Below are 18,085 nucleotides of genomic sequence, written 5' to 3'. Positions count from 1 at the left end.
GGCTGACACGCTGCAAGGTCATACGCTCCATCGCATGAGCATGTCGGGGTGACGATCGCCACCCCGACCGCTACAGTCACGATTCGGGCGAGCGACGCCGGCACGGCGGCGCGTCACGGCGCCCACGCCAGGATGTCGCACTACCTGGCCGGCGAGGGCATCGTCGACCAGGTAGACACGTAGGCCGGCTTCGTTACAACCCGGTCGCCCGCTGGGAGCACTGCAGGCACACCCAGGGGTCCCTCCCGGAGCGGATCCGCAGGAAGGGGCCCTGGATCAGCTGACCCGCTCAACAAACCCGTGCTGCCGTTCGTACGAGCGCAGCGCCGCGTCCCACGCCTGGGTGTACTCCGACGGGCCCAAGCCGAGGTCGTTGTGCCCCCGTACCGCCTCCCGCAACAACGTCACCAACTCCGGCACCGTCCCCCGGCGCTCCTCGACGTAGCGGCGGAAGACCTCGGCGAACTGCTCTCCCGTCAGCCGCGCCGCGTGCGCGGTGACCGGGTCGTCCTCCAGGGCCTGCAACACCGCGCACCACCGGCGGGTCAGGTCGTCGGCCTGGCGGGCCCGGATCTTCTGCAGTTCGTGGTCGCACTCCAGCTTGATCCGCTCCTCCCAGTACGGCCGAAGCCGTTCCCGGACCCGCTCGTCGGGGCTGACCCGCACCTGCACGCCAAAGTGGGGCAGGCTCTCGTCGCGGGGCCAGCGCTGGCCCACCAGCCGGTTGTTCAGCGCCCGCTCCAGTTCGTGCGAGCGGTGCGGCTCATGCTCACGCGCCAGGTCGACGGCCCGCTCCCGAACGATCCCGCCAGCCCAGCCCAGATAGCGTTCGGCACGGAAGCGCAGCTCCTCGAAGGTCATGTGCTGCGCTCTCCACAGGTAGACGACGTGCAGGCGGAAGTCGAAGGCGTCCCCCTTCGCTGGCACCAGGATCGGCTGCGGCACGTCCTGGCGGAACGACACGGTCGGCGGCGTCAGCGGTGGCGGGGAGGCCACGAGGGCCGGTTCTACGGGCGGGAAGAGGGTGTGCCACCAGCGGCGGTGCTCTAGCTGGCTCGGCGCGGACAGTCGGGTGCCACGGTTCGCATCGGGGTGAGTGCTCATCGGTGATCCTCGTCGGTGAGTCGGCGTACGTCGTCGAGCAAGGCGTTGTGGGGCATGAGGGGTTCCCAGACGTGCCGGAGCTGGTGGTCCAACCGGCGGCGCAACGGCTCCCGGCCCGCCACCACCAGGCCGAGCAGTTCCAGGCAGTGGGCCGCCACCTCGGGCTGGCCGTAAGCCCGGTTCAGCCAAAAGCCGAGCGTCCGCCACGAGCGGTACGCAGTCGCCGGGAGACTGAGCGCCGCAACCCAGCAGGCGGCCAGGTCAGTCATCCGGACCGTGCCGGCGCATACCAGGTGGAGTAGTTCGGGCCAGTGCTCGCGGGGCGCCGGGGCCCACCGGTCGGCGAGCACCCGCAGCGCGCGTCCGGCATGCAGCCGCACCTCGGGGTCTGTCGACGCGGTCCATTCGACCAGGGCCGGCAGCACGCTCGCCGCGTGTCCGGCGACGTACACCTCGACCAGGCCGCGCACCACCGAGTTGTGCCGCCGCTGCATCCGCGCCTCGGCGACGTGGCGCAGCTGCACAAGCGCTGCGTCCGGCCAGAGCCGGGCGAGGCCCAGCGCGTACGCCCGCGCGACGGTGTCCTGCAGGTGCGCGGCCCCGCCCGCCGCCCAGCGGTCCAGCTCCGCCCGGACCCGCTGCCGCAACTGCGGCTGCATGGCCATGGCGACCAGCGCGATGGCGGCGGACTGCCGCACCCCGGCGCGGCGCTCCCTGGCCAACTGGTCCACCGTGCGCAGCGCGGCGAGCACCCCATGGTCCGCGGACCACCCGATCGCCCCTGCGGCGGACTGGCGGACACCGGGCGCGCCGGTCCGTACGAGGTCGGCCAGCCAGCCGAGCAACTGCTCTGGCAGCCACCAGTCCGACCAGGCGACCTCCAGAAGGCTGGCCCGCAACTGCTCGTTGCCCGCAGCGAAATCGATCCGCCGCCCGCCCGGCAGCCGGTCGTCGTCAACCACCAGGACCGCCTGCCGCAGCGTCGGGCCGAGCATCACGTCGAGTCCCCCACCCGCGACGCCGGTGGACGGTGCGTCCGCGAAGGCGTCCGCCGAGCCAGGAAGGGCCAGCTGCCCGGCGGCGGCCCGGATCTCGGCCACCGGCTGCCCGGCGAGCACGGCGCAGGACAGCCGGAACGCCCGGCGCTGGCCGACGCCCCAGCCGGCCGGCCCGTCGCCGCCGAGATCGTCGGCCGCGAGGATCCGCGCCGCCCGCTCCCGCAACTGGCGGGGCAGCAAACGCTCCAGCCGCTCGGTGAGATCCGAACCCCGCGGCGCGGCCTGCGCGATCAGCTCCACCAGGCGAACCACCTCGCCCGGCCGGGGCTCGGCGGCCAAGTGGGCCGAGAGCAGCGGATGCGTGACGCACTCGTCCTCGACGTAGGCGTCGACACAGTCTCCCGCACACGATGCGCACCAACCGACGCAGCGGCCCCTCAACTGGCGGCGCAACTGCGCGCGAAACACGTCCACCGCCGCAGCCGGCCGGTGCTCGACCAGGTGCCCCGCGAGCTCGTGGTCGCGGCGGCCGAAGTCGCCGACCAGGATCAGAGTGATCCCGATCGTCTCCGCGCGGGCGGCCAGGCCCACCAGGGTCATCCCGTCCAGCTCCCGGACGGCGGGATCGGAGAGTTGCAGCACGTAGCCAAAGCCCTCCCGCACCGGCGCGTCGGGGCGCAGCAGGTCGCTCAGCTGCTCCGCGTCGAGCACGCCGACACGGTCGAACCCGTGCCGGCGGCCTGCGGCCAGGCACGCCGCGGTGTGCCGGCCGGCACCCGCCGGCCCGGACAGGCAGACCAGGTGGCGCTGCTTGAGGTGCCGGTCGATCCGCTCGTCGCTCGGCCCTGGGGCATAGCCATCGGCCAGCTGGCGGACCCAGGTTCCGGTGAACGTCTCCGACCAGGTTCGGCTACCACCGGCCACCGCCGCCGTGGTGATGTGCACCGTGCCGATCGCGGTCGCTCCGGGCCCGGTGGCGTTCTGCCCGCGTACCCGCACGTCGCCGACGCCGATCGCGGGCGGGGCACCGAGCAGGGACGCCAGCCTGGCGATGATGTCCCCCGGATCCAGCGAATCCTCCGGTTCCTCCGCCTCGTCGGCCGGATCCTCGTCGTCGGAGTTCCCCGCCTCCGCTGGGGACCCCGACCACCCGTCGTCCGGGCCGCCCGGCCACGCCTCGCCAACACGGGCCGGCACGTCGTCAGGGCCGCTGTCGGGCCCGGCCGGGGCGTTATCGGACCGGTCCCCCGGGTCGCCGGACCGGTGCCCCGCCCCGTTCACCGCCCACCCCCGTCGCGGCCGACGATCGCGTCCCGACCGACCGAGCCGATCGCCGTCGCGTTCGGACCGATCGCGTTCTGACCGCGCACCCGGACATCGCCGGTCTGGATGCCACCGTTCCCCGGCCCCGCGGGGTGACCGGCACCGGGGCGGTCCGCTCCGGGCGGCGCCGGAGTCGGGGCCGGCCCGTCGTCCGGGTCCCCCGGCGGTCGCAGCCCCGCCGGTCCTTCCCCGGCCAGCGGTGGCGCGGACGACAGGTCCTCGTCGACCACGCAGCACCAGGCATGCTCCTCGAAGCCCTTGTCGGGGTGGCTGACTCGCACCCGGCGGAACCGCTCCGGGCGCATCTCCTCCGGGTACTCGGTCACCACGTCCCGGAAGATCTCGGCCGAGACGACCAGTGCGACGCCCGCGTCGGGGAAGGCGGCCAGCGCCCGCTTGACCGGGGCGGCGTCGCAGAGCCGGCAGACGAACACGACGGCGTTGCCGGGAAAGCCGTTCGCGCCGTCGAGGTGCACCAATCCCTGGTGGACGGCGATCCGCAGCCGGATCCGCGCCGCGGGCACCCTGCTGGCGTTGTACGCCCGCAGCCGCCGGTTCAGCTCCGGCACAAACCGACCGATCACACGCGCCTCGGGAGCGTCCCGGGGCAGGATTGCCAGTTCCCCGTCGCCGGCCTGCTGCGTGCTCCAGGCCACCCGGTCCAGTCCGACGTCGCGGGCGGCCTCATGTAGCAGCCGCCGGAAGTCCTGCTGGGCATCGAACTGCTGAAGGTTGCTGCGTCGGCTGTACCGCTCCATGTCCACGGAGATCAACAGTCGCCGCTCGGGATGGTGCATGGGGTGCCGCCCTTCCGTCACCGGGCCCGCCTCCGTCCGGCGGGCCGCAGGGGACATCGAACCGGCGCTGGCCGGCCGGGACCCCGTAGAAGTACGGCATTCCGCCGATCCTGTCGGTCACCGGTCATCCCCTCAAGAGGCGGTATCCACGGGAGCGGGGCGGGGTGTCCTGGGGACATGACGAACGACGTGACCGGGCTGCTGCTGGCCGCCGGCTGGTCGCCCGTCGAGGTGCTGGCGGCGTTGGCCCTCCAGGCGGTGGCGGCCGCCCTGCTCCGGGCAGGGGCATCGCGCTACGCGCATGACCGGCTACGCTTCGACGGTTTCAGTGGCAAGGGGAGGGTGAGGTTGTCGATGCGGCGCCGTGATCTGTCCGGAGTCGAGTGGCCGTACGGGACCTTCCTCTGGCGGCTGGACCCGCCGGTCCGCTCGCTCCTGCTCGACCTGGGCGTACGGCGCCAGGTCCCGACCGGGCAGATCCTGATTCACGAGGGCGTCCAAGAGTCGCACCTGGTGCTGCTAGAGGACGGGTTGACCAAGGTGACGGCGAGCCTGCCCGACGGGCGCTCCGCGCTGCTGTCGCTGCGGGTGAGCGGCGACCTGATGGGCGAGATGTCTGCCCTCAACGACAAGCCCCGGTCGGCGACGGTGACCACCTGCGGACCCACCCGCTACAGCGTCATCCCGCGGGAGCGGTTCAGCCGGTTCCTGCGGGAGCACCCGCAGGCGGCGGTCGAGCTTGCGGCGATGGTGTCCGACCGGCTGCGCTGGTCGAACCGGCGCCGGATCGACTTCACCTCGTACGCGGTGAAGGTCAGGGTGGCCCGGGTGCTCGCTGAGCTGTGCCGCACCCACGGCCGGCGCAGCTGGGACGGGGTGGTCATCGACGTGCGGCTCACCCAGCCGGAGCTGGCCACCATCTGCGGGGCGGCGGAGACGTCGGTCCAGAAGACGCTGCGCGAGCTGCGGGCTGACGGCCTGCTGGACACCGACTACCGGCGGATCACCGTCCGCGACCTGCCCGGGCTGCGCGCTCTCGGTGAGCTAGAGCCGGAGGAAGGCTGACAGGGGCCCCGTCCCGGTGGGACGGGACCCCTGGTCGCACCTCAGGCGCCGCGCAGGGTGGCGCCGAAGCGCTCCGCCGCCCGGGCCACCGCCGCGTCGCGGGCCGCCACCGCCTCCTCGACCGTCAGCGTCCGGTCGGGGGCGCGGAAGGTCAGCTTGTACGCCAGCGACCGGCGTCCCGCGCCGAGCTGCTCGGAGGCGTAGACGTCGAACAGCCGGACGCCCTCCAGCAGCTCGCCGGCCCCCTCGACGAGGGCCCGCTGCACCTCGGCGGCGGGCACCCGCTCGTCCACGACGAGGGCCACGTCGATCAGTGCCGGCGGGAAGCCGGAGACCGTCGGGGCCGGGGCAACCGGGGCGGGCGGCAGCGCGTCCAGGTCCAGCTCCATGGCGCTGGTGCGCCGGGGCAGTTCCAGCGCGGCCACCACGGCCGGGTGCAGCTCACCGGCGTGCCCGACGACGGTCCCGTCGACCAGCAGCTCGGCGCAGCGGCCGGGGTGCCAGGGTGCGTACTCGGCGGCCCGCACCTCGACCCGGTCGGCGGGGACGTCGGCGGCGGCGAGCACAACCCGGCCGGCCTCGACCGCGTCCGCCCAGCCGGCCGGCCGGCCGGCGCCCCACCAGCCGGCCGGCTCGACGTCCCCGGTCAGCACCGCGGCGACGTGCCGGGGCTGGTCGGGCACGACCGCGTCGGCGGCGGCGAACTCGGCGTCGGTGGGCCGCCGGTCCACGCCCATCGCGGGCGGGGCGCCGACGCCGGGGCGTGGGTGGAAGACCGTGCCGATCTCGTAGAGGGCGACGTCGCGGTGGCCCCGGCCGAGGTTGCGCTTGAGGATGCCGAGCAGCGGGCCGAGCAGCGTGGTGCGCAGCAGCGGCTCCTCCTCCGACAGCGGGTTGGCCACCCGCACCGCCGGCCGACGCGGGTCGTCGGCCGGCAGGCCGAGCAGGTCGGCCAGCTCACCGGCGACGAACGGGTGGGCGAGCACCTCGACGTACCCGCGCTCGGCGAGCGAGCGGGCCACGGCCCGGCGGCGGCGCTGCTGCCAGGTCAGCCCCCGGCCGGGCGGCGCGGTGGGCAGCACCGACGGGACCCGGTCGTACCCGTCGAGGCGGACCACCTCCTCGACCAGGTCGGCCGGGTCGGTGAGGTCCGGACGCCAGGTCGGCGGGACGACGGTGAGCACGTCCGCGCCGCCGGCCGCCGGGGTCCCGGCGGCGCCCGGGTCCTCGCCCAGCCGGTCGGTGCCCCGGGTGACGTGGCAACCGACCTGCTCCAGCAGGGACACCACCCGCTCCGGGGAGTAGGTGACCCCGACCCGCCGGCTCGGCAGGTCCGCCGGCAGGACGACCGGGGTACGCGGCCGGACGTGGTCCAGGTCGAGGATCTCCGCCCCGGCGATGCCGCCGGCGTGCTCGGTGAGCAGCCGGACCGCCCGCTCGACGGCGACCAGCGCCAGGGCCGGGTCGACGCCCCGCTCCCAGCGCTTCGCCGCCTCGCTGAACAGCTTGTGCCGGCGGGCGGTGCGCCCGACCATCACCGGGTCCCAGTGCGCGGCCTCGAACAGCACGTCGGTGGTGGAGGCGAGGACCTCGCTGGTCTCGCCGCCCATCACGGCGGCGAGCGAGATGGGCCCGCTGTCGTCGCAGATCACCATGTCCTCGGCGGTCAGGGTGCGGGCCACCCCGTCCAGGGTGGTCAGCTTCTCCCCCGCCTCGGCCCGGCGCACCACCAGCGGCCCGGAGATCCGGTCGGCGTCGAAGGCGTGCATCGGCTGGCCCAGTTCGAGCATCACGTAGTTGGTGACGTCGACCGCCAGCGAGATGCTGCGGACGCCGGCCACGGTGAGCCGCTGCCGCATCCAGCCCGGGGTCGACGCCTTCGGGTCGACCCCGCGCACCATCCGGGCGACGAACCGGTCGCAGCCGACGGTGTCGCGCACCTCGACCGGGTACGCCGGCTCGGCCGTCCCGGCCGGGGCGGGCGCCAGGCCCGGGTCGCGGAACGGCACCCCGAGGGCGTGCGCCAACTCCCGGGCGATGCCGCGGACGCTCAGGGCGTACCCCCGGTCCGGAGTGATCTCCACCTCGACGACCACGTCGTCGAGCCCGACCACCGGGCGGGCGTCGTCGCCGGGCAGGGCCTTGACGTCCTCGGGCAGCACGATGATGCCCGAGTGGTCGTCGCCCAGGCCCAGCTCCTTGGCGGAGCAGATCATGCCGTGGGAGTTACGCCCGTACGTCTTGCGCGCGCCGATGGCGAAGCCGCCGGGCAGCACGCCGCCGGGGAGGATCACCACCACCCGGTCGCCGGGGGCGAAGTTGCGAGCCCCGCAGACGATCTCCTGCGGCTCGCCGGTGCCGTTGGCAGCGCCGACGTCGACCCGGCAGAACCGGATCGGCTTCTTGAAGCCGGTGAGCTCCTCGATCTCCAGGACCTCGCCGACGACCAGGGCGCCGGTGACCGTGGCCCGCAGGTCCACGATCGACTCGACCTCGATGCCGAGGTCGACCAGCGCTTGCTCCAGGTCATCGGCGGGCAGGTCGGCCGGGAGGTCGACGTACTCCCGCAGCCAGCTGACAGAAACTCGCATGTCTCAGATCACCGTCTCCGTAACTCGTGCCCGCACCGTCTACGCCCCGGCCCCGAACGCGCGGGTGAACCGCACGTCGCCCTCGGCCATGTCCCGCATGTCGCTGACCCCGTGGCGGAACATCACGGTCCGGTCGATGCCCATGCCGAAGGCGAATCCGGAGTAGACCTCCGGGTCGATCCCGCAGGCGCGCAGCACCCGGGGGTTGACCATGCCGCAGCCGCCCCACTCGACCCAGCGCGGCCCGTCGCGGTGCTCCGGGAACCACACGTCGAACTCGGCGGACGGCTCGGTGAACGGGAAGTAGTGCGGCCGCCAGCGGGTCTTCGCGCCCTCGCCGAACATGGCCCGGGCGAAGTGGTCGAGGGTGCCGCGCAGGTGCGCCATGGTGATGCCGCGGTCCACCACCAGGCCCTCGACCTGGTGGAACACGGGGGCGTGGGTGGCGTCCAGCTCGTCGGTGCGGTACACCCGGCCGGGCACCACCACGTAGATCGGCGGCCTGCGGGTCAGCATGGTGCGCGCCTGCACCGGGGAGGTGTGGGTGCGCAGCACCAGCCCGGAGCTCTCCGCGCCCGGCGGCGGTGCGATGTGGAAGGTGTCCATCAGGCCGCGCGCCGGGTGGTCGGCGGGGATGTTGAGGGCGTCGAAGTTGGTCCACTCCAGCTCGACCTCGGGCCCCTCGGCCACCTCGTAGCCCATCCCGACGAACAGGTCGCTGATCTGCTCCATCAGCGTGCTCAGCGGGTGCCGGGCGCCGCGCGGCCGGCGGTCGTAGGGCAGCGTGACGTCGACCCGCTCGGTGACCAGCACCCGCTCGGCCTGCTCGCGTTCGAGGACCTCGGCGCGGGCGGCGTAGCCGGCCTCGATCGCCCGGCGGGCCTCGTTGACCCGCTTGCCGGCGTCGGACTTGGCGGCCGGCGGCAGCGCGCCGATCTCCCGGCGGGCCAGCGAGACCGGGGACCGGTCACCGAGGTGCGCGGGTCGCAGCGCGGTCAGCGCGTCGGGGTCGGCGGCGGCGGCGAACGCCTGCTCGGCGTCGGCCACGGCCCCGGCCAGGGCGTCCGGGTCGAGCAGGGCGACCTGCTTCGGGTCGTACGGATCGTTGCGATAGGTCATGGCGTACGGGCACTCCCTCACGGCGGCGCCGGCCCTGCACGGGCGGCGAAGCGAGTCTACGGACGCGCGGCTGTGCCGCAGCCCGCCGGTGGGAGGTCGCGCAGGGGGAAGGGTCAGGCCCGCCGCCCGCCGACACCGGCGGGCTGGCTAAACGAACGCCGTGGCGCGTTCATCATGTGGACGACTCCCCTGCGGTGGGGCCGCGCCGCCGACCGGGCGCCCGACACCGGGTGCGGACACGCTCGGACGTCAGCGCAGCGCTCTCGCTGAAGCGTACAGGCACACGGCGGCAGCCGCAGCCAGGTTGAGGCTCTCGGCGCGCCCGTGCAGCGGCACCCGCACCCGGGCGTCGGCGGCGGCGGTCAGCTCCTCGGGCAGCCCGTGCGCCTCCGAGCCGAACAGCCAGGCGGTCGGGGTGGCCAGCCGGCCGGCGTCGGCCAGGTCGTCGAGGTCGCTGTCGCCGTACCCGGTGGTGGCGAGAACCGAGAGCCCGGCGGCGTGCAGCGCGGCGACCACGGCGAGGGGGTCCGGCGCGCGGACCACGTCGACGTGGAAGAGGCTGCCGGCCGAGGCTCGCACGCACTTGCCGTTGTACGGGTCGACCGCGTCGCCGGCGAAGACCACGGCTCCGGCTCCGGCGGCGTCGGCGGTGCGCAGCACGGTGCCGGCGTTGCCCGGGTCACGGATCTCGGCGAGCACCGCCACCAGTCGGGGGGCGGCGGCGAGCGCGTCGTCCAGCGGCACGTCCAGGTGCCGGCAGACGGCGACCAGGCCCTGCGGGGCGACGGTCTCGGCGAGCGCGGCGAGGGCGTCGTCGGTGACCTCGGACACCGGCACGTCGACGCGGGCGGCGTGGGCGGCCAGGTCGGCGTACCGGTCGAGGGCGGCCGGGGTGCCGAACAGCTCGACGACGGTGCCGGGGCGGGCGAGGGCCTCCCGGACGGCCTGCGGCCCCTCGGCGAGGAACCGGCCGCCGGCGTCACGGTCGCGGCGCCGGTGCAGCCGGCGGGCGGCGACGACCCTGGGGGTACGTGGGGTGAAGGGCATGGTGTCCGGCTCCGGAGCACGGCCGAGGCGCCCGCCGCGCGTCGTGGACGACACGGGGGGCGCCTCGGTCGGGTGCTGGCGGATCAGGCGGCCTGGGCCGCCGCGCCACCGGTGCCCTCGGCCGCCACGGCGACGCGGGCGACCTCGACGATCGCGGCGAACGCGGTGGCGTCGTTGACGGCCAGGTCGGCCAGGATCTTCCGGTCGACCTCGACGCCGGCCAGGCGCAGGCCCTGGATCAGCCGGTTGTAGGTCATCCCGTTGGCGCGGGCACCCGCGTTGATCCGGGTGATCCACAGCTGCCGGAAGTCGCCCTTGCGGTCGCGACGGTCCCGGTAGGCGTACTGCATCGAGTGCAGCACCTGCTCCTTGGCCTTGCGGTACAGCCGGGAGCGCTGACCGCGGTAACCGCTCGCGGACTCCAGCAGGGTACGACGCTTCTTCTGGGCGTTCACAGCCCGCTTGACGCGTGCCATCTCAACTCCTTGTATCCGTGAAGGTGGCGCGCGTCAGCGGCCGAGCAGCTTCTTGATTCGCTTGACGTCAGCCTTGGCCAGCTCGACCGTGCCGGTCAGCCGCCGGGTCTGGGTGGAGGGCTTCTTCTCCAGGTTGTGGCGGAGGCCGGCCTGCTGGGCAACGATCTTGCCCTTGCCGGTCACCTTGACCCGCTTGCCCATGCCCGTGTGGCTCTTCATCTTCGGCATTGAAACGTCTTCTCCCCTGTTACTCGCCGGTGTTGTCGGCGACTGCGCCGGTCTCGCCGGCCGCTGCGGTCTCGCCGGCTGCCGCGGTTTCACCGGCTGCCGGAGCGGCGGACTCGTCCGCGACCCGGTCCCGGGGTGCGCCGCGGGACGCCGTCGCGGCGACCGCGGAGGCCTTGACGGCCCGGTGCGGAGCGAGAACCATGATCATGTTTCGGCCGTCCTGCTTCGGAGCGGCCTCGACGTATCCCAGCTCCGTGATCTCGGACTCGAGCCGGCGCAGGAGCCGGTAACCCAGCTCCGGGCGGCTCTGCTCCCGACCGCGGAACATGATCGTCACCTTGACCTTGTCGCCGGCCTTGAGGAACCGCACCACGTGACCCTTCTTGGTCTCGTAGTCGTGCGGGTCGATCTTCGGCCGGAGCTTCATCTCCTTGATGACGGTCTGCTGCTGGTTACGCCGCGCTTCGCGCGCCTTGAGTGCGCTCTCGTACTTGAACTTGCCGAAGTCCATGAGCTTGCACACCGGCGGGCGCGCCATCGGCGCAACCTCGACCAGGTCCAGATCGACGTCCGCGGCCAGCTGAAGGGCGCGCTCCAGCGGGACGATGCCCACCTGCTCACCCTCGGGGCCGACCAGTCGGACCTCACGTGCCCGGATCTGCTCGTTCACGCGTGGTTCGACGCTGATGGGGCCTCCTCGAGTCGAGTCTCTCCTCTGGTGGCCGACTCCGCGGCCCCCGTGGTGGAGGCCGATCCGGAAAGCAGAAGGCCCCGGCGCATGCCAGGGCCCGCTCGACCGGTCGGCACGATCAAATGATCGCGCATCCGGGCCCGGGGTGTGCCCGGAACCGGTGACCGGACCCGGCCACCGACTGGGGCGACTCGGGTGGGAGCAGGCGCTCCGCTTCTAGACCGCCCGCACGTAGAGACACAGGCAGTCTGGTCGACTCAGCAACACTACACCCTCACCCGATCCGACCCCAAACCGCGCACGCAGGTCAGCCCGCATCGGGCCAGCCCCGGTGAAACCGGCCCGGAACGCGGCGGCGGCCGGCCCGGGACGCGGCGGCTCAGCGGGCGGCCAGGGCCGCGAGGTGGGCCTGGTGCAGCCGGCGCAGGGCGCGGACCCCCTCGACCGCCGACTCCTTGTCGGCCGCCTGGAGGGCCACCATCGGCAGCAGGTCGTCGTCGTGCAGCTCCAGGCTCGCCCACGGCGCGCCCCGGTCGAAGCGCACCCCCCGGACGACCTCCCAGGGCAGCTCGTACGAGCCGATCACGTTACGCACCCGCACTCCGCGCGCGTGCGCCTCCACCCGGGGCCGGGTGAACAGCAGGATGCCGAGCGCGCCGAAGACGCCCAGGCCGATCATGGCTAGCTGGTCGCCGCGCTGGAAGGTGCCGTAACCCTCGCCGGTGGGGCCGGTCAACGAGGTGGCCACCAGGCTGAACACCACCAGCAGGGCGGCGGCCGACACCCAGCAGACCAGCCGGATCCGGCGGGGCCGCAGGATCACCGGTTCGGTATCGCTCACCCCACCAGTCTGCCATCCGACTCCGCCGGCCCGCCCACCGCCACACGTGAGCACCGTCCCCAGCCCAGCCCAGGCGAGATCAACTCCATGTCGTTGACATCGGGGCGTCCACCTCTGTCGATCGCCCCAAGTCAGTGACATGGAGTTGACCATCCGCCGTTCAGTCGTCGCCCGGACCCCAGGAGACCCCCGGGCGCATCGGGGCCGACGGACCCGCCAGGGATCCCGGGTCCGCCCGGGACGGCGGGACAACCGGAGCGGCCGGACCGGCCGGGGCAACCGGAGTCGGTGGCCGGATGCCGCGGCCGGCGACCACCACCGCCAGCAGGGTGAGCAGGGCGCCGACCAGCACCGGCCACCGCGGCCCCGCCCCGCCCGGCAGTGCGACGTCCAGCAGCAGGGCGCCACCGAGCTGGCCGGCGACCAGGGCCAGCCCGGTGCGCAGCACCCCGACCGCCCGGACCCCGAGCATCAGGGCGAACACGATGCCGACGCCGAGCAGGCCGCCGAGGTACAGGTACCAGTCGTGCGGCCAGGTCGGCGCGAGGCCGGTGAAGGCACCGGCGAGCGCGGCCACCGCCACGATGACCGGGGTGCCCACGGCGAAGTTGATCGCGATGCCGGCGGTGGTGGTGCCGGCGGCGGAGACCCGACCGTTGAGCGCGGACTGGAGGGCGACCGCCGCCCCGCCCGCGACGGCGAGCAGGATCCCGCCGACGGCCACCTCACCGATCGGCCGGCCGAGCTGGGCCAGGGCGACAGCGAGCACGCCGAGCAGCGCGCCGGTGACCCGGGGACCGGTCAGCCGCAGCCGCCCGAGCGGGGCCAGCCCGGCCCGGTCCGCCGCAAGGCCGCCGAGGCTGCCCCCGGCCACCTGGGCGATGGTGAACACCGCGATCCCGAGCACCGGGACGACGTACGCGGCGACCGTCACGATCACCGCGCCGCCCAGCCCACCGAGGTACGACCACCACGGCAGCCGGGCCCGGCGCAGCGCGTCGAGCCCGGCCCGGGTGGACCGCAGGCCGAGCAGGCCCACGAGGACCACCAGGCAGCCGCCGAGGTTGTTGACCAGCGCGCCGAGCACCGGATCGCCGGCCCGCTCCCCCAGCTCGGCGTTGCCGGCTCCCTGTGCCGCGGAGGCCGCCCCGGCCAGCACCACCAGGGCGAGGGCGGCCGCCGGGGGCAGCGGTCTCACAGCCGGCAGGCGTGGATGTTGGTGACCAGGATGGCGCGCGCGCCCAGCTCGTACAGCTCGTCCATGATCCGGTGCACGTCGTCGCGCTGCACCATCGCCTGGACCGCGACCCAGCCCTCGCGGTGCAGCGGCGAGACGGTGGGTGACTCGATGCCGGGGGTGAGCGAGCTGGCCCGGTCGAGCAGCCCGGCCGGCACGTCGTACGCGAGCATCACGTAGCGGCGGGCGACCAGCACCCCGTGCAGCCGGCGCAGCAGCTGCGCCTCCTGGGCGTGCCCGGGGGCCTCGACCCGACGGACCAGCACCGCCGAGGAGACCAGCAGCGGGTCGCCGACGATCGCCAGGCCGGCCTGGCGCAGGGTCGCCCCGGTGGAGACCACGTCGGCCACCACGTCGGCCACGCCGAGGCGGACGGCGTTCTCGACCGCGCCGTCGAGCCGGATGACGTCGGCGGTCAGCCCGTGCTCGTCGAGGTAGCGGTGGACCACCCCGGGGTACGCGGTGGCGATCCGGTGCCCGCCCAGCTCCTTGGGCGAGGCGATGGTGTCGGGGCGGGCGGCGAACCGGAAGGTGGCCCCGCCGAAGGCGAGGTCGACCACCTCCTCGGCCGGGGCACCGGAGTCGACCAGCAGGTCCCGGCCGGTGATGCCGAGGTCCAGGTCACCGGAGCCGACGTAGGTGGCGATGTCGCGGGGGCGCAGGTAGAAGAATTCGACGTCGTTGGCCTCGTCCCGGCAGACCAGGTCCTTGGGGTCGCGGCGCTGCCGGTAACCGGCCTCGCGCAGCATCTGGGCGGCCGGCTCGGCCAGGGTGCCCTTGTTCGGAATGGCGACACGCAGCATGACGGAGTGCTCCTTCGATCGGTGGAGAAGATCAACGGACGGGGCACTCACAGATGTCGGTAGACGTCCTTCAGTTCGATACCGGCGGCCAGCATCAGCACCTGCGCCTGGTAGAGCAGCTGGGAGATCTCCTCGGCCGCCCGCTCCGGGCCCTCGTGCTCGGCGGCCATCCACGACTCGGCCGCCTCCTCGACGACCTTCTTGCCGATGAAGTGCACCCCCTTCTCCAGCGCGGCCACCGTGCCCGAGCCGGGGGTGCCGGCGGCGGCCTTGGCCTGCAGCTCGGCGAACAACTCCTCGAACGTCTTCACGGGATGCGATTCTTCCAGCACCGGCCCGCCGGGGCGCGCAGCGGGTCCCCGCCGGTGCGGTGGCCGACCCGCCGGCGCGGGCCGACCGGTGGTGTACGCCGTGGCGGAGAAGCTCGGGTACGCCAGGGCCGACAAGCCGACCGTCGAACCGGCGGTCTACAACAGCGACGACGACGCCAAGAAGGCCCTGCAGAACGGGCAGATCGACGGCCTCGTGGTGGAGCTGCCGACCGCCTTCTACATCACCGGCGCGGAACTCACCGACACGAAGATCGGCCGCCGCGGCACCACGTCACTGACCTCGCGGGATCGGGCGGGCCGGGACACGCGATGTCAGTGACATCGTGCCCCGGCCCGGCCGGCGCGGGACGGGCGTCAGTGGCCGAAGCCGACCCGGTGCCCGGCCGCGGCGTCCAGGCCGCGTACGGCCAGCGCCGCGTCCAGCGCCGCCACCGTGGCCGCCCAGCCCTTGTCCTCCGCCGACCCGGGCAGCCCGGCCCGGTCCCGGGCCTGCTCGATGGTCTCCACCGTGAGCACCCCGTGCGCGACCGGCTTGCCCTCGTCGAGGGCGACCCGGGTCAGCCCGTCGGTGACCGACCGGCAGACGTAGTCGAAGTGGGCGGTGGCGCCGCGCACCACCACGCCGAGGGCGACCACCACGTCGAAGCGGCGGGCCATCGCCTGGGCGACCACCGGCAGCTCCACCGAACCGGCCACCCGGGCCACCACGGCGCGGGCGCCGCACGCCTCGGCGGCGGCGACCGCCCGGTCGACCATGTGGTCGGTCAGCTCGCCGTGCCAGCGCGCGGCGACGATGCCGACCGTCATCCCGGCGGCGTCCACCACCGTCACCCCGGGTTCACCGAATCCCGCCATGGCTATGCTCCGATCTCGTCGCTGGCGACCGGGCGGCCCATCGGCGCCTCGGTCACCCCGTCCAACTCGTCCAACAGGTGGCCCATCCGGTCGCGCTTCGTGCGCAGGTAGCGGACGTTCTCCGGGTGCGGCTGCACCGGCAGCCCCTCCCGGCCGGTGACGGTCAGGCCGTACCCCTCCAGCCCGGCCCGCTTGGCCGGGTTGTTGGTCAGCAGCCGCATCGAGCGAACGCCCAGGTCGTAGAGGACCTGCGCGCCCGTGCCGTAGTCCCGGGCGTCGGCCGGCAGGCCCAGGTCGAGGTTCGCGTCCACGGTGTCGCGGCCCAGGTCCTGCAACTGGTACGCCTGGAGCTTGTGCAGCAGCCCGATCCCGCGCCCCTCGTGCCCGCGCACGTAGAGCACCACCCCGCGGCCCTCCGTGGCGACCCGGGCCAGCGCGGCCTGCAACTGCGGGCCGCAGTCGCAGCGCAGCGAGCCGAACACGTCGCCGGTGAGGCACTCCGAGTGCACCCGGACGAGCACGTCCTCCCCGTCGCCGAGTTCCCCGATGACGAGGGCGATGTGCTCGGCCGGGTCGTGCTCGGCGCGGTACCCCAGCGCCCGGAACACCCCGTACGGGGTGGGCATCCGGGCCGCCGCCACCTGCTCCACCTGCTTCTCGGTGCGCCGCCGGTGCGCCACCAGGTCGGCGATGGTCACCAGGGTCAGGCCGTGCTCGGCGCAGAACTTCTCCAGGTCGGGCACGCGCATCATGGTGCCGTCGTCGTTGACCAGTTCGCAGAGCACGCCGGCGGGCCGCAGCCCGGCCAGCCGGGTCAGGTCGATCGCCGCCTCGGTGTGCCCGGGCCGGCGCAGCACCCCGCCCTCGCGGGCCCGCAACGGCACCACGTGCCCGGGCCGGGCCAGATCGGTCGGGTCGGTGGACGGGTCGGCCAGCAGCCGGATGGTGTGCGCCCGGTCGGCCGCCGAGATGCCCGTGCTGACGCCCTCCCGGGCGTCCACGGTCACCGTGTACGCGGTGCCCCGCCGGTCCTGGTTGGTGTGGTGCATCGGCGGCAGGTCCAGCCGGTCGCACTCGCCCTCGGTGAGCGGCACGCAGATGTAGCCCGAGGTGTAGCGGACCATGAACGCGACCAGTTCCGGGGTGGCCAGCTCGGCCGCGAAGATCAGGTCACCCTCGTTCTCCCGGTCCGCGTCGTCGACCACGACGACGGGCCGGCCGGCGGCGATGTCCGCCACCGCCTGCTCGATGCTGGCGAAAGTGCTCATGCGACGGCCTCCGAGTAGCTGGGCGGGAGCGGGGCCCGGGTCGGGCGGGTGACGCGTGAGGCACGCCACCAGGCGGCGAAGCCCCAGGCGCAGAAGGCGCCGTAGACGAGGTACATGGCGGCGGACGGGTAGAACCCGCCGCGCAGCAGCAGCGGCACGCCGACGGCGTCCACCGCGATCCAGACCAGCCAGAACTCCACCCAGCCGCGGGCCATGCCGTAGGTGGCCAGCAGGCTGCCGGTGAGGATCCAGGCGTCCGGCAGCGGCCCCCAGGAGCCGAGCGCGGCCAGCACCGGGTACCCGACGGCGGTGCCGACGGCGGCGGCCACCAGCAGGCCGAGTCGTTCCCGGCCGGTGGCCCAGCGCGGCGCGACCGGGGCGTGGTCGCCGTCGACGCCGAGGCGGCGGTTGCGCGACCAGCGCCACCAGCCATAGAGGCTGACGGCGAAGAAGAACACCTGCCGGCCGGCCTGGCCGTAGAGGTCGTGCGCCTGCGGGGTGACGAACACCCCGCCGAGGAACACGGTCAGCAGCAGCGCGTTGCCGACCATGCCGACCGGCCACGCCCAGACCACGCGGCGCAGGCCGAGCAGCGCCGAAGCCAGACCGAAGACGTTGCCGACGATCTCCCGCACCAGCACCGGGGAGCCGGCGACGGGCAACTGGGCGTCGAGCAGCCAGCCGAGCGGGCCGGTCACCGCCCGCCACCACCCGCGGCCCGGTCGCCGAGCAGCCGCTCGACGTACTTGGCCAGCACGTCCACCTCCAGGTTGACCGGGTCACCGACGGCGCGGGCGCCGAGGGTGGTCAGCTTGAGGGTGGTGGGAATCAGCCCGACGGAGAACCAGTCTGGCCCGACGTCGGCCACCGTCAGCGACACCCCGTCGATGGTGATCGAGCCCTTCTCCACCACGTACCGGGCCAGGGTGGCGGGCAGGCGGAAGCGGACCGTCTCCCACTGCTCGGCCGGCTCCCGGGACAGCACCTCGCCGACCCCGTCGACGTGGCCCTGCACGATGTGCCCGCCGAGCCGGCTGTTCAGCGCGGCGGCGCGTTCCAGGTTGACCGGGACGCCGGGGCCCAGCCCGCCGAGGGCGGAACGGCGCAGCGTCTCCCCCATCACGTCGGCGGTGAAGACCCCGGCGTCGACGTCGACCACGGTGAGACAGACCCCGTTGACCGCGATGGAGTCGCCGTGCCGGGCGTCGGCGGTGACCAGCGGGCCACGGACGGCGACCAGTGCCGAGTCACCCCCGGTCTCGGTCACTGCGACGACCTCACCCAGCTCCTCGACGATGCCGGTGAACATG

Annotated in this window: 19 protein-coding genes and 1 pseudogene; 3 read left to right on the top strand and 17 right to left on the bottom strand. The window is 74.0% G+C overall.

The genetic code is table 11. From position 1 onward, the window contains the following. Positions 1–48: 48 nt before the first annotated feature. Entirely contained in the window at positions 49–183 is a 135-nt protein-coding gene (locus tag C5N14_RS33840) for a hypothetical protein (protein WP_256371555.1), read from the top strand. 93 nt (positions 184–276) lie between these two features. On the opposite strand, the gene C5N14_RS26230 is transcribed toward C5N14_RS33840, so the two are convergent. From C5N14_RS26230 to C5N14_RS26220, 3 genes are all read right to left on the bottom strand, one after another. Next, complete coding sequence (locus C5N14_RS26230; RefSeq protein WP_243640041.1) at positions 277–1,104, bottom strand: hypothetical protein; 828 nt, start codon at positions 1,102–1,104, stop codon at positions 277–279. Continuing rightward, on the bottom strand, positions 1,101–3,299 hold the full coding sequence (locus C5N14_RS26225; RefSeq protein ID WP_128763662.1) for a hypothetical protein: 2,199 nt from the start codon (positions 3,297–3,299) through the stop codon (positions 1,101–1,103). Before C5N14_RS26225 ends, C5N14_RS26230 begins: the two co-directional genes overlap by 4 nt. 80 nt (positions 3,300–3,379) lie before the next feature. Continuing rightward, on the bottom strand, positions 3,380–4,243 hold the full coding sequence (locus tag C5N14_RS26220) for a hypothetical protein (RefSeq protein WP_243640039.1): 864 nt from the start codon (positions 4,241–4,243) through the stop codon (positions 3,380–3,382). A gap of 156 nt (positions 4,244–4,399) precedes the next feature. Between C5N14_RS26220 and C5N14_RS26215 the strand changes: the two genes are divergently transcribed. Then, the gene (locus C5N14_RS26215; RefSeq protein WP_243640037.1) at positions 4,400–5,287 is read left to right on the top strand and encodes a Crp/Fnr family transcriptional regulator; all 888 of its coding nucleotides are present in this window, start codon (positions 4,400–4,402) and stop codon (positions 5,285–5,287) included. A gap of 41 nt (positions 5,288–5,328) precedes the next feature. Here the strand turns inward: C5N14_RS26215 and pheT are convergent, their stop codons facing one another. The 10 genes from pheT to C5N14_RS26165 all read right to left on the bottom strand — a co-directional run bounded on the left by pheT (position 5,329) and on the right by C5N14_RS26165 (position 14,631). Next, the gene (gene pheT / locus C5N14_RS26210; protein ID WP_117671706.1) at positions 5,329–7,878 is read right to left on the bottom strand and encodes a phenylalanine--tRNA ligase subunit beta; all 2,550 of its coding nucleotides are present in this window, start codon (positions 7,876–7,878) and stop codon (positions 5,329–5,331) included. A 39-nt stretch (positions 7,879–7,917) separates the two neighbouring features. Then, positions 7,918–8,997 carry a phenylalanine--tRNA ligase subunit alpha gene (gene pheS, locus C5N14_RS26205; RefSeq protein ID WP_117671704.1) on the bottom strand — a complete coding sequence of 360 codons (1,080 nt, stop codon included), beginning with the start codon at positions 8,995–8,997 and terminating at the stop codon, positions 7,918–7,920. 249 nt (positions 8,998–9,246) lie between these two features. Then, a complete protein-coding gene (locus C5N14_RS26200) occupies positions 9,247–10,044 on the bottom strand; it encodes an RNA methyltransferase (protein ID WP_117671702.1) in 798 nt (265 codons plus the stop codon). A gap of 83 nt (positions 10,045–10,127) precedes the next feature. Continuing rightward, the gene (rplT, locus tag C5N14_RS26195) at positions 10,128–10,520 is read right to left on the bottom strand and encodes a 50S ribosomal protein L20 (protein ID WP_117671700.1); all 393 of its coding nucleotides are present in this window, start codon (positions 10,518–10,520) and stop codon (positions 10,128–10,130) included. Positions 10,521–10,553: 33 nt separating this feature from the next. Continuing rightward, complete coding sequence (gene rpmI / locus C5N14_RS26190; protein ID WP_026267805.1) at positions 10,554–10,748, bottom strand: 50S ribosomal protein L35; 195 nt, start codon at positions 10,746–10,748, stop codon at positions 10,554–10,556. A 19-nt stretch (positions 10,749–10,767) separates the two neighbouring features. Continuing rightward, the gene (gene infC, locus C5N14_RS26185; protein WP_117671698.1) at positions 10,768–11,418 is read right to left on the bottom strand and encodes a translation initiation factor IF-3; all 651 of its coding nucleotides are present in this window, start codon (positions 11,416–11,418) and stop codon (positions 10,768–10,770) included. A gap of 400 nt (positions 11,419–11,818) precedes the next feature. After that, positions 11,819–12,280: a PH domain-containing protein gene (locus C5N14_RS26180; protein WP_117671696.1), complete on the bottom strand. Its 462-nt coding sequence runs from the start codon at positions 12,278–12,280 to the stop codon at positions 11,819–11,821. A gap of 160 nt (positions 12,281–12,440) precedes the next feature. Beyond that, positions 12,441–13,478, bottom strand: a complete 1,038-nt coding sequence (locus C5N14_RS26175) for a DMT family transporter (RefSeq protein WP_117671694.1) — start codon at positions 13,476–13,478, stop codon at positions 12,441–12,443. After that, positions 13,475–14,320, bottom strand: coding sequence for an ATP phosphoribosyltransferase (gene hisG / locus C5N14_RS26170; RefSeq protein WP_117671692.1), 846 nt, complete (start codon positions 14,318–14,320; stop codon positions 13,475–13,477). The genes C5N14_RS26175 and hisG overlap by 4 nt, the downstream gene beginning before the upstream one ends. Before the next feature lie 47 nt (positions 14,321–14,367). Further along, entirely contained in the window at positions 14,368–14,631 is a 264-nt protein-coding gene (locus C5N14_RS26165) for a phosphoribosyl-ATP diphosphatase (protein WP_117671690.1), read from the bottom strand. 133 nt (positions 14,632–14,764) lie between these two features. Here C5N14_RS26165 and C5N14_RS26160 point away from each other — a divergent pair. Further along, positions 14,765–14,905 (top strand): annotated as a pseudogene (locus C5N14_RS26160) (amino acid ABC transporter substrate-binding protein); the annotation flags it as partial. A gap of 101 nt (positions 14,906–15,006) precedes the next feature. Here C5N14_RS26160 and ribH read toward each other — a convergent pair. Genes ribH through C5N14_RS26140 form a run of 4 tightly spaced genes read right to left on the bottom strand, consistent with a single transcriptional unit; the run spans position 15,007 to position 18,084 of the window. Next, entirely contained in the window at positions 15,007–15,507 is a 501-nt protein-coding gene (ribH, locus tag C5N14_RS26155) for a 6,7-dimethyl-8-ribityllumazine synthase (RefSeq protein WP_117671688.1), read from the bottom strand. Positions 15,508–15,509: 2 nt separating this feature from the next. Further along, positions 15,510–16,775 (bottom strand): bifunctional 3,4-dihydroxy-2-butanone-4-phosphate synthase/GTP cyclohydrolase II, encoded by a 1,266-nt coding sequence (locus tag C5N14_RS26150; protein WP_117671686.1) that lies wholly within the window; start codon positions 16,773–16,775, stop codon positions 15,510–15,512. After that, positions 16,772–17,473 (bottom strand): nicotinamide riboside transporter PnuC, encoded by a 702-nt coding sequence (pnuC, locus tag C5N14_RS26145; protein WP_117671684.1) that lies wholly within the window; start codon positions 17,471–17,473, stop codon positions 16,772–16,774. Before pnuC ends, C5N14_RS26150 begins: the two co-directional genes overlap by 4 nt. Further along, positions 17,470–18,084 (bottom strand): riboflavin synthase, encoded by a 615-nt coding sequence (locus C5N14_RS26140; protein ID WP_117671682.1) that lies wholly within the window; start codon positions 18,082–18,084, stop codon positions 17,470–17,472. Before C5N14_RS26140 ends, pnuC begins: the two co-directional genes overlap by 4 nt. Between the last annotated feature and the right edge of the window lies 1 nt (position 18,085).

The organism is Micromonospora sp. MW-13 (genome assembly GCF_003434305.1).
Lineage (GTDB): Bacteria > Actinomycetota > Actinomycetes > Mycobacteriales > Micromonosporaceae > Micromonospora.
Note: the sequence above shows the minus strand (reverse complement) of the source record. Positions and strands in the feature narration are given on the sequence as shown.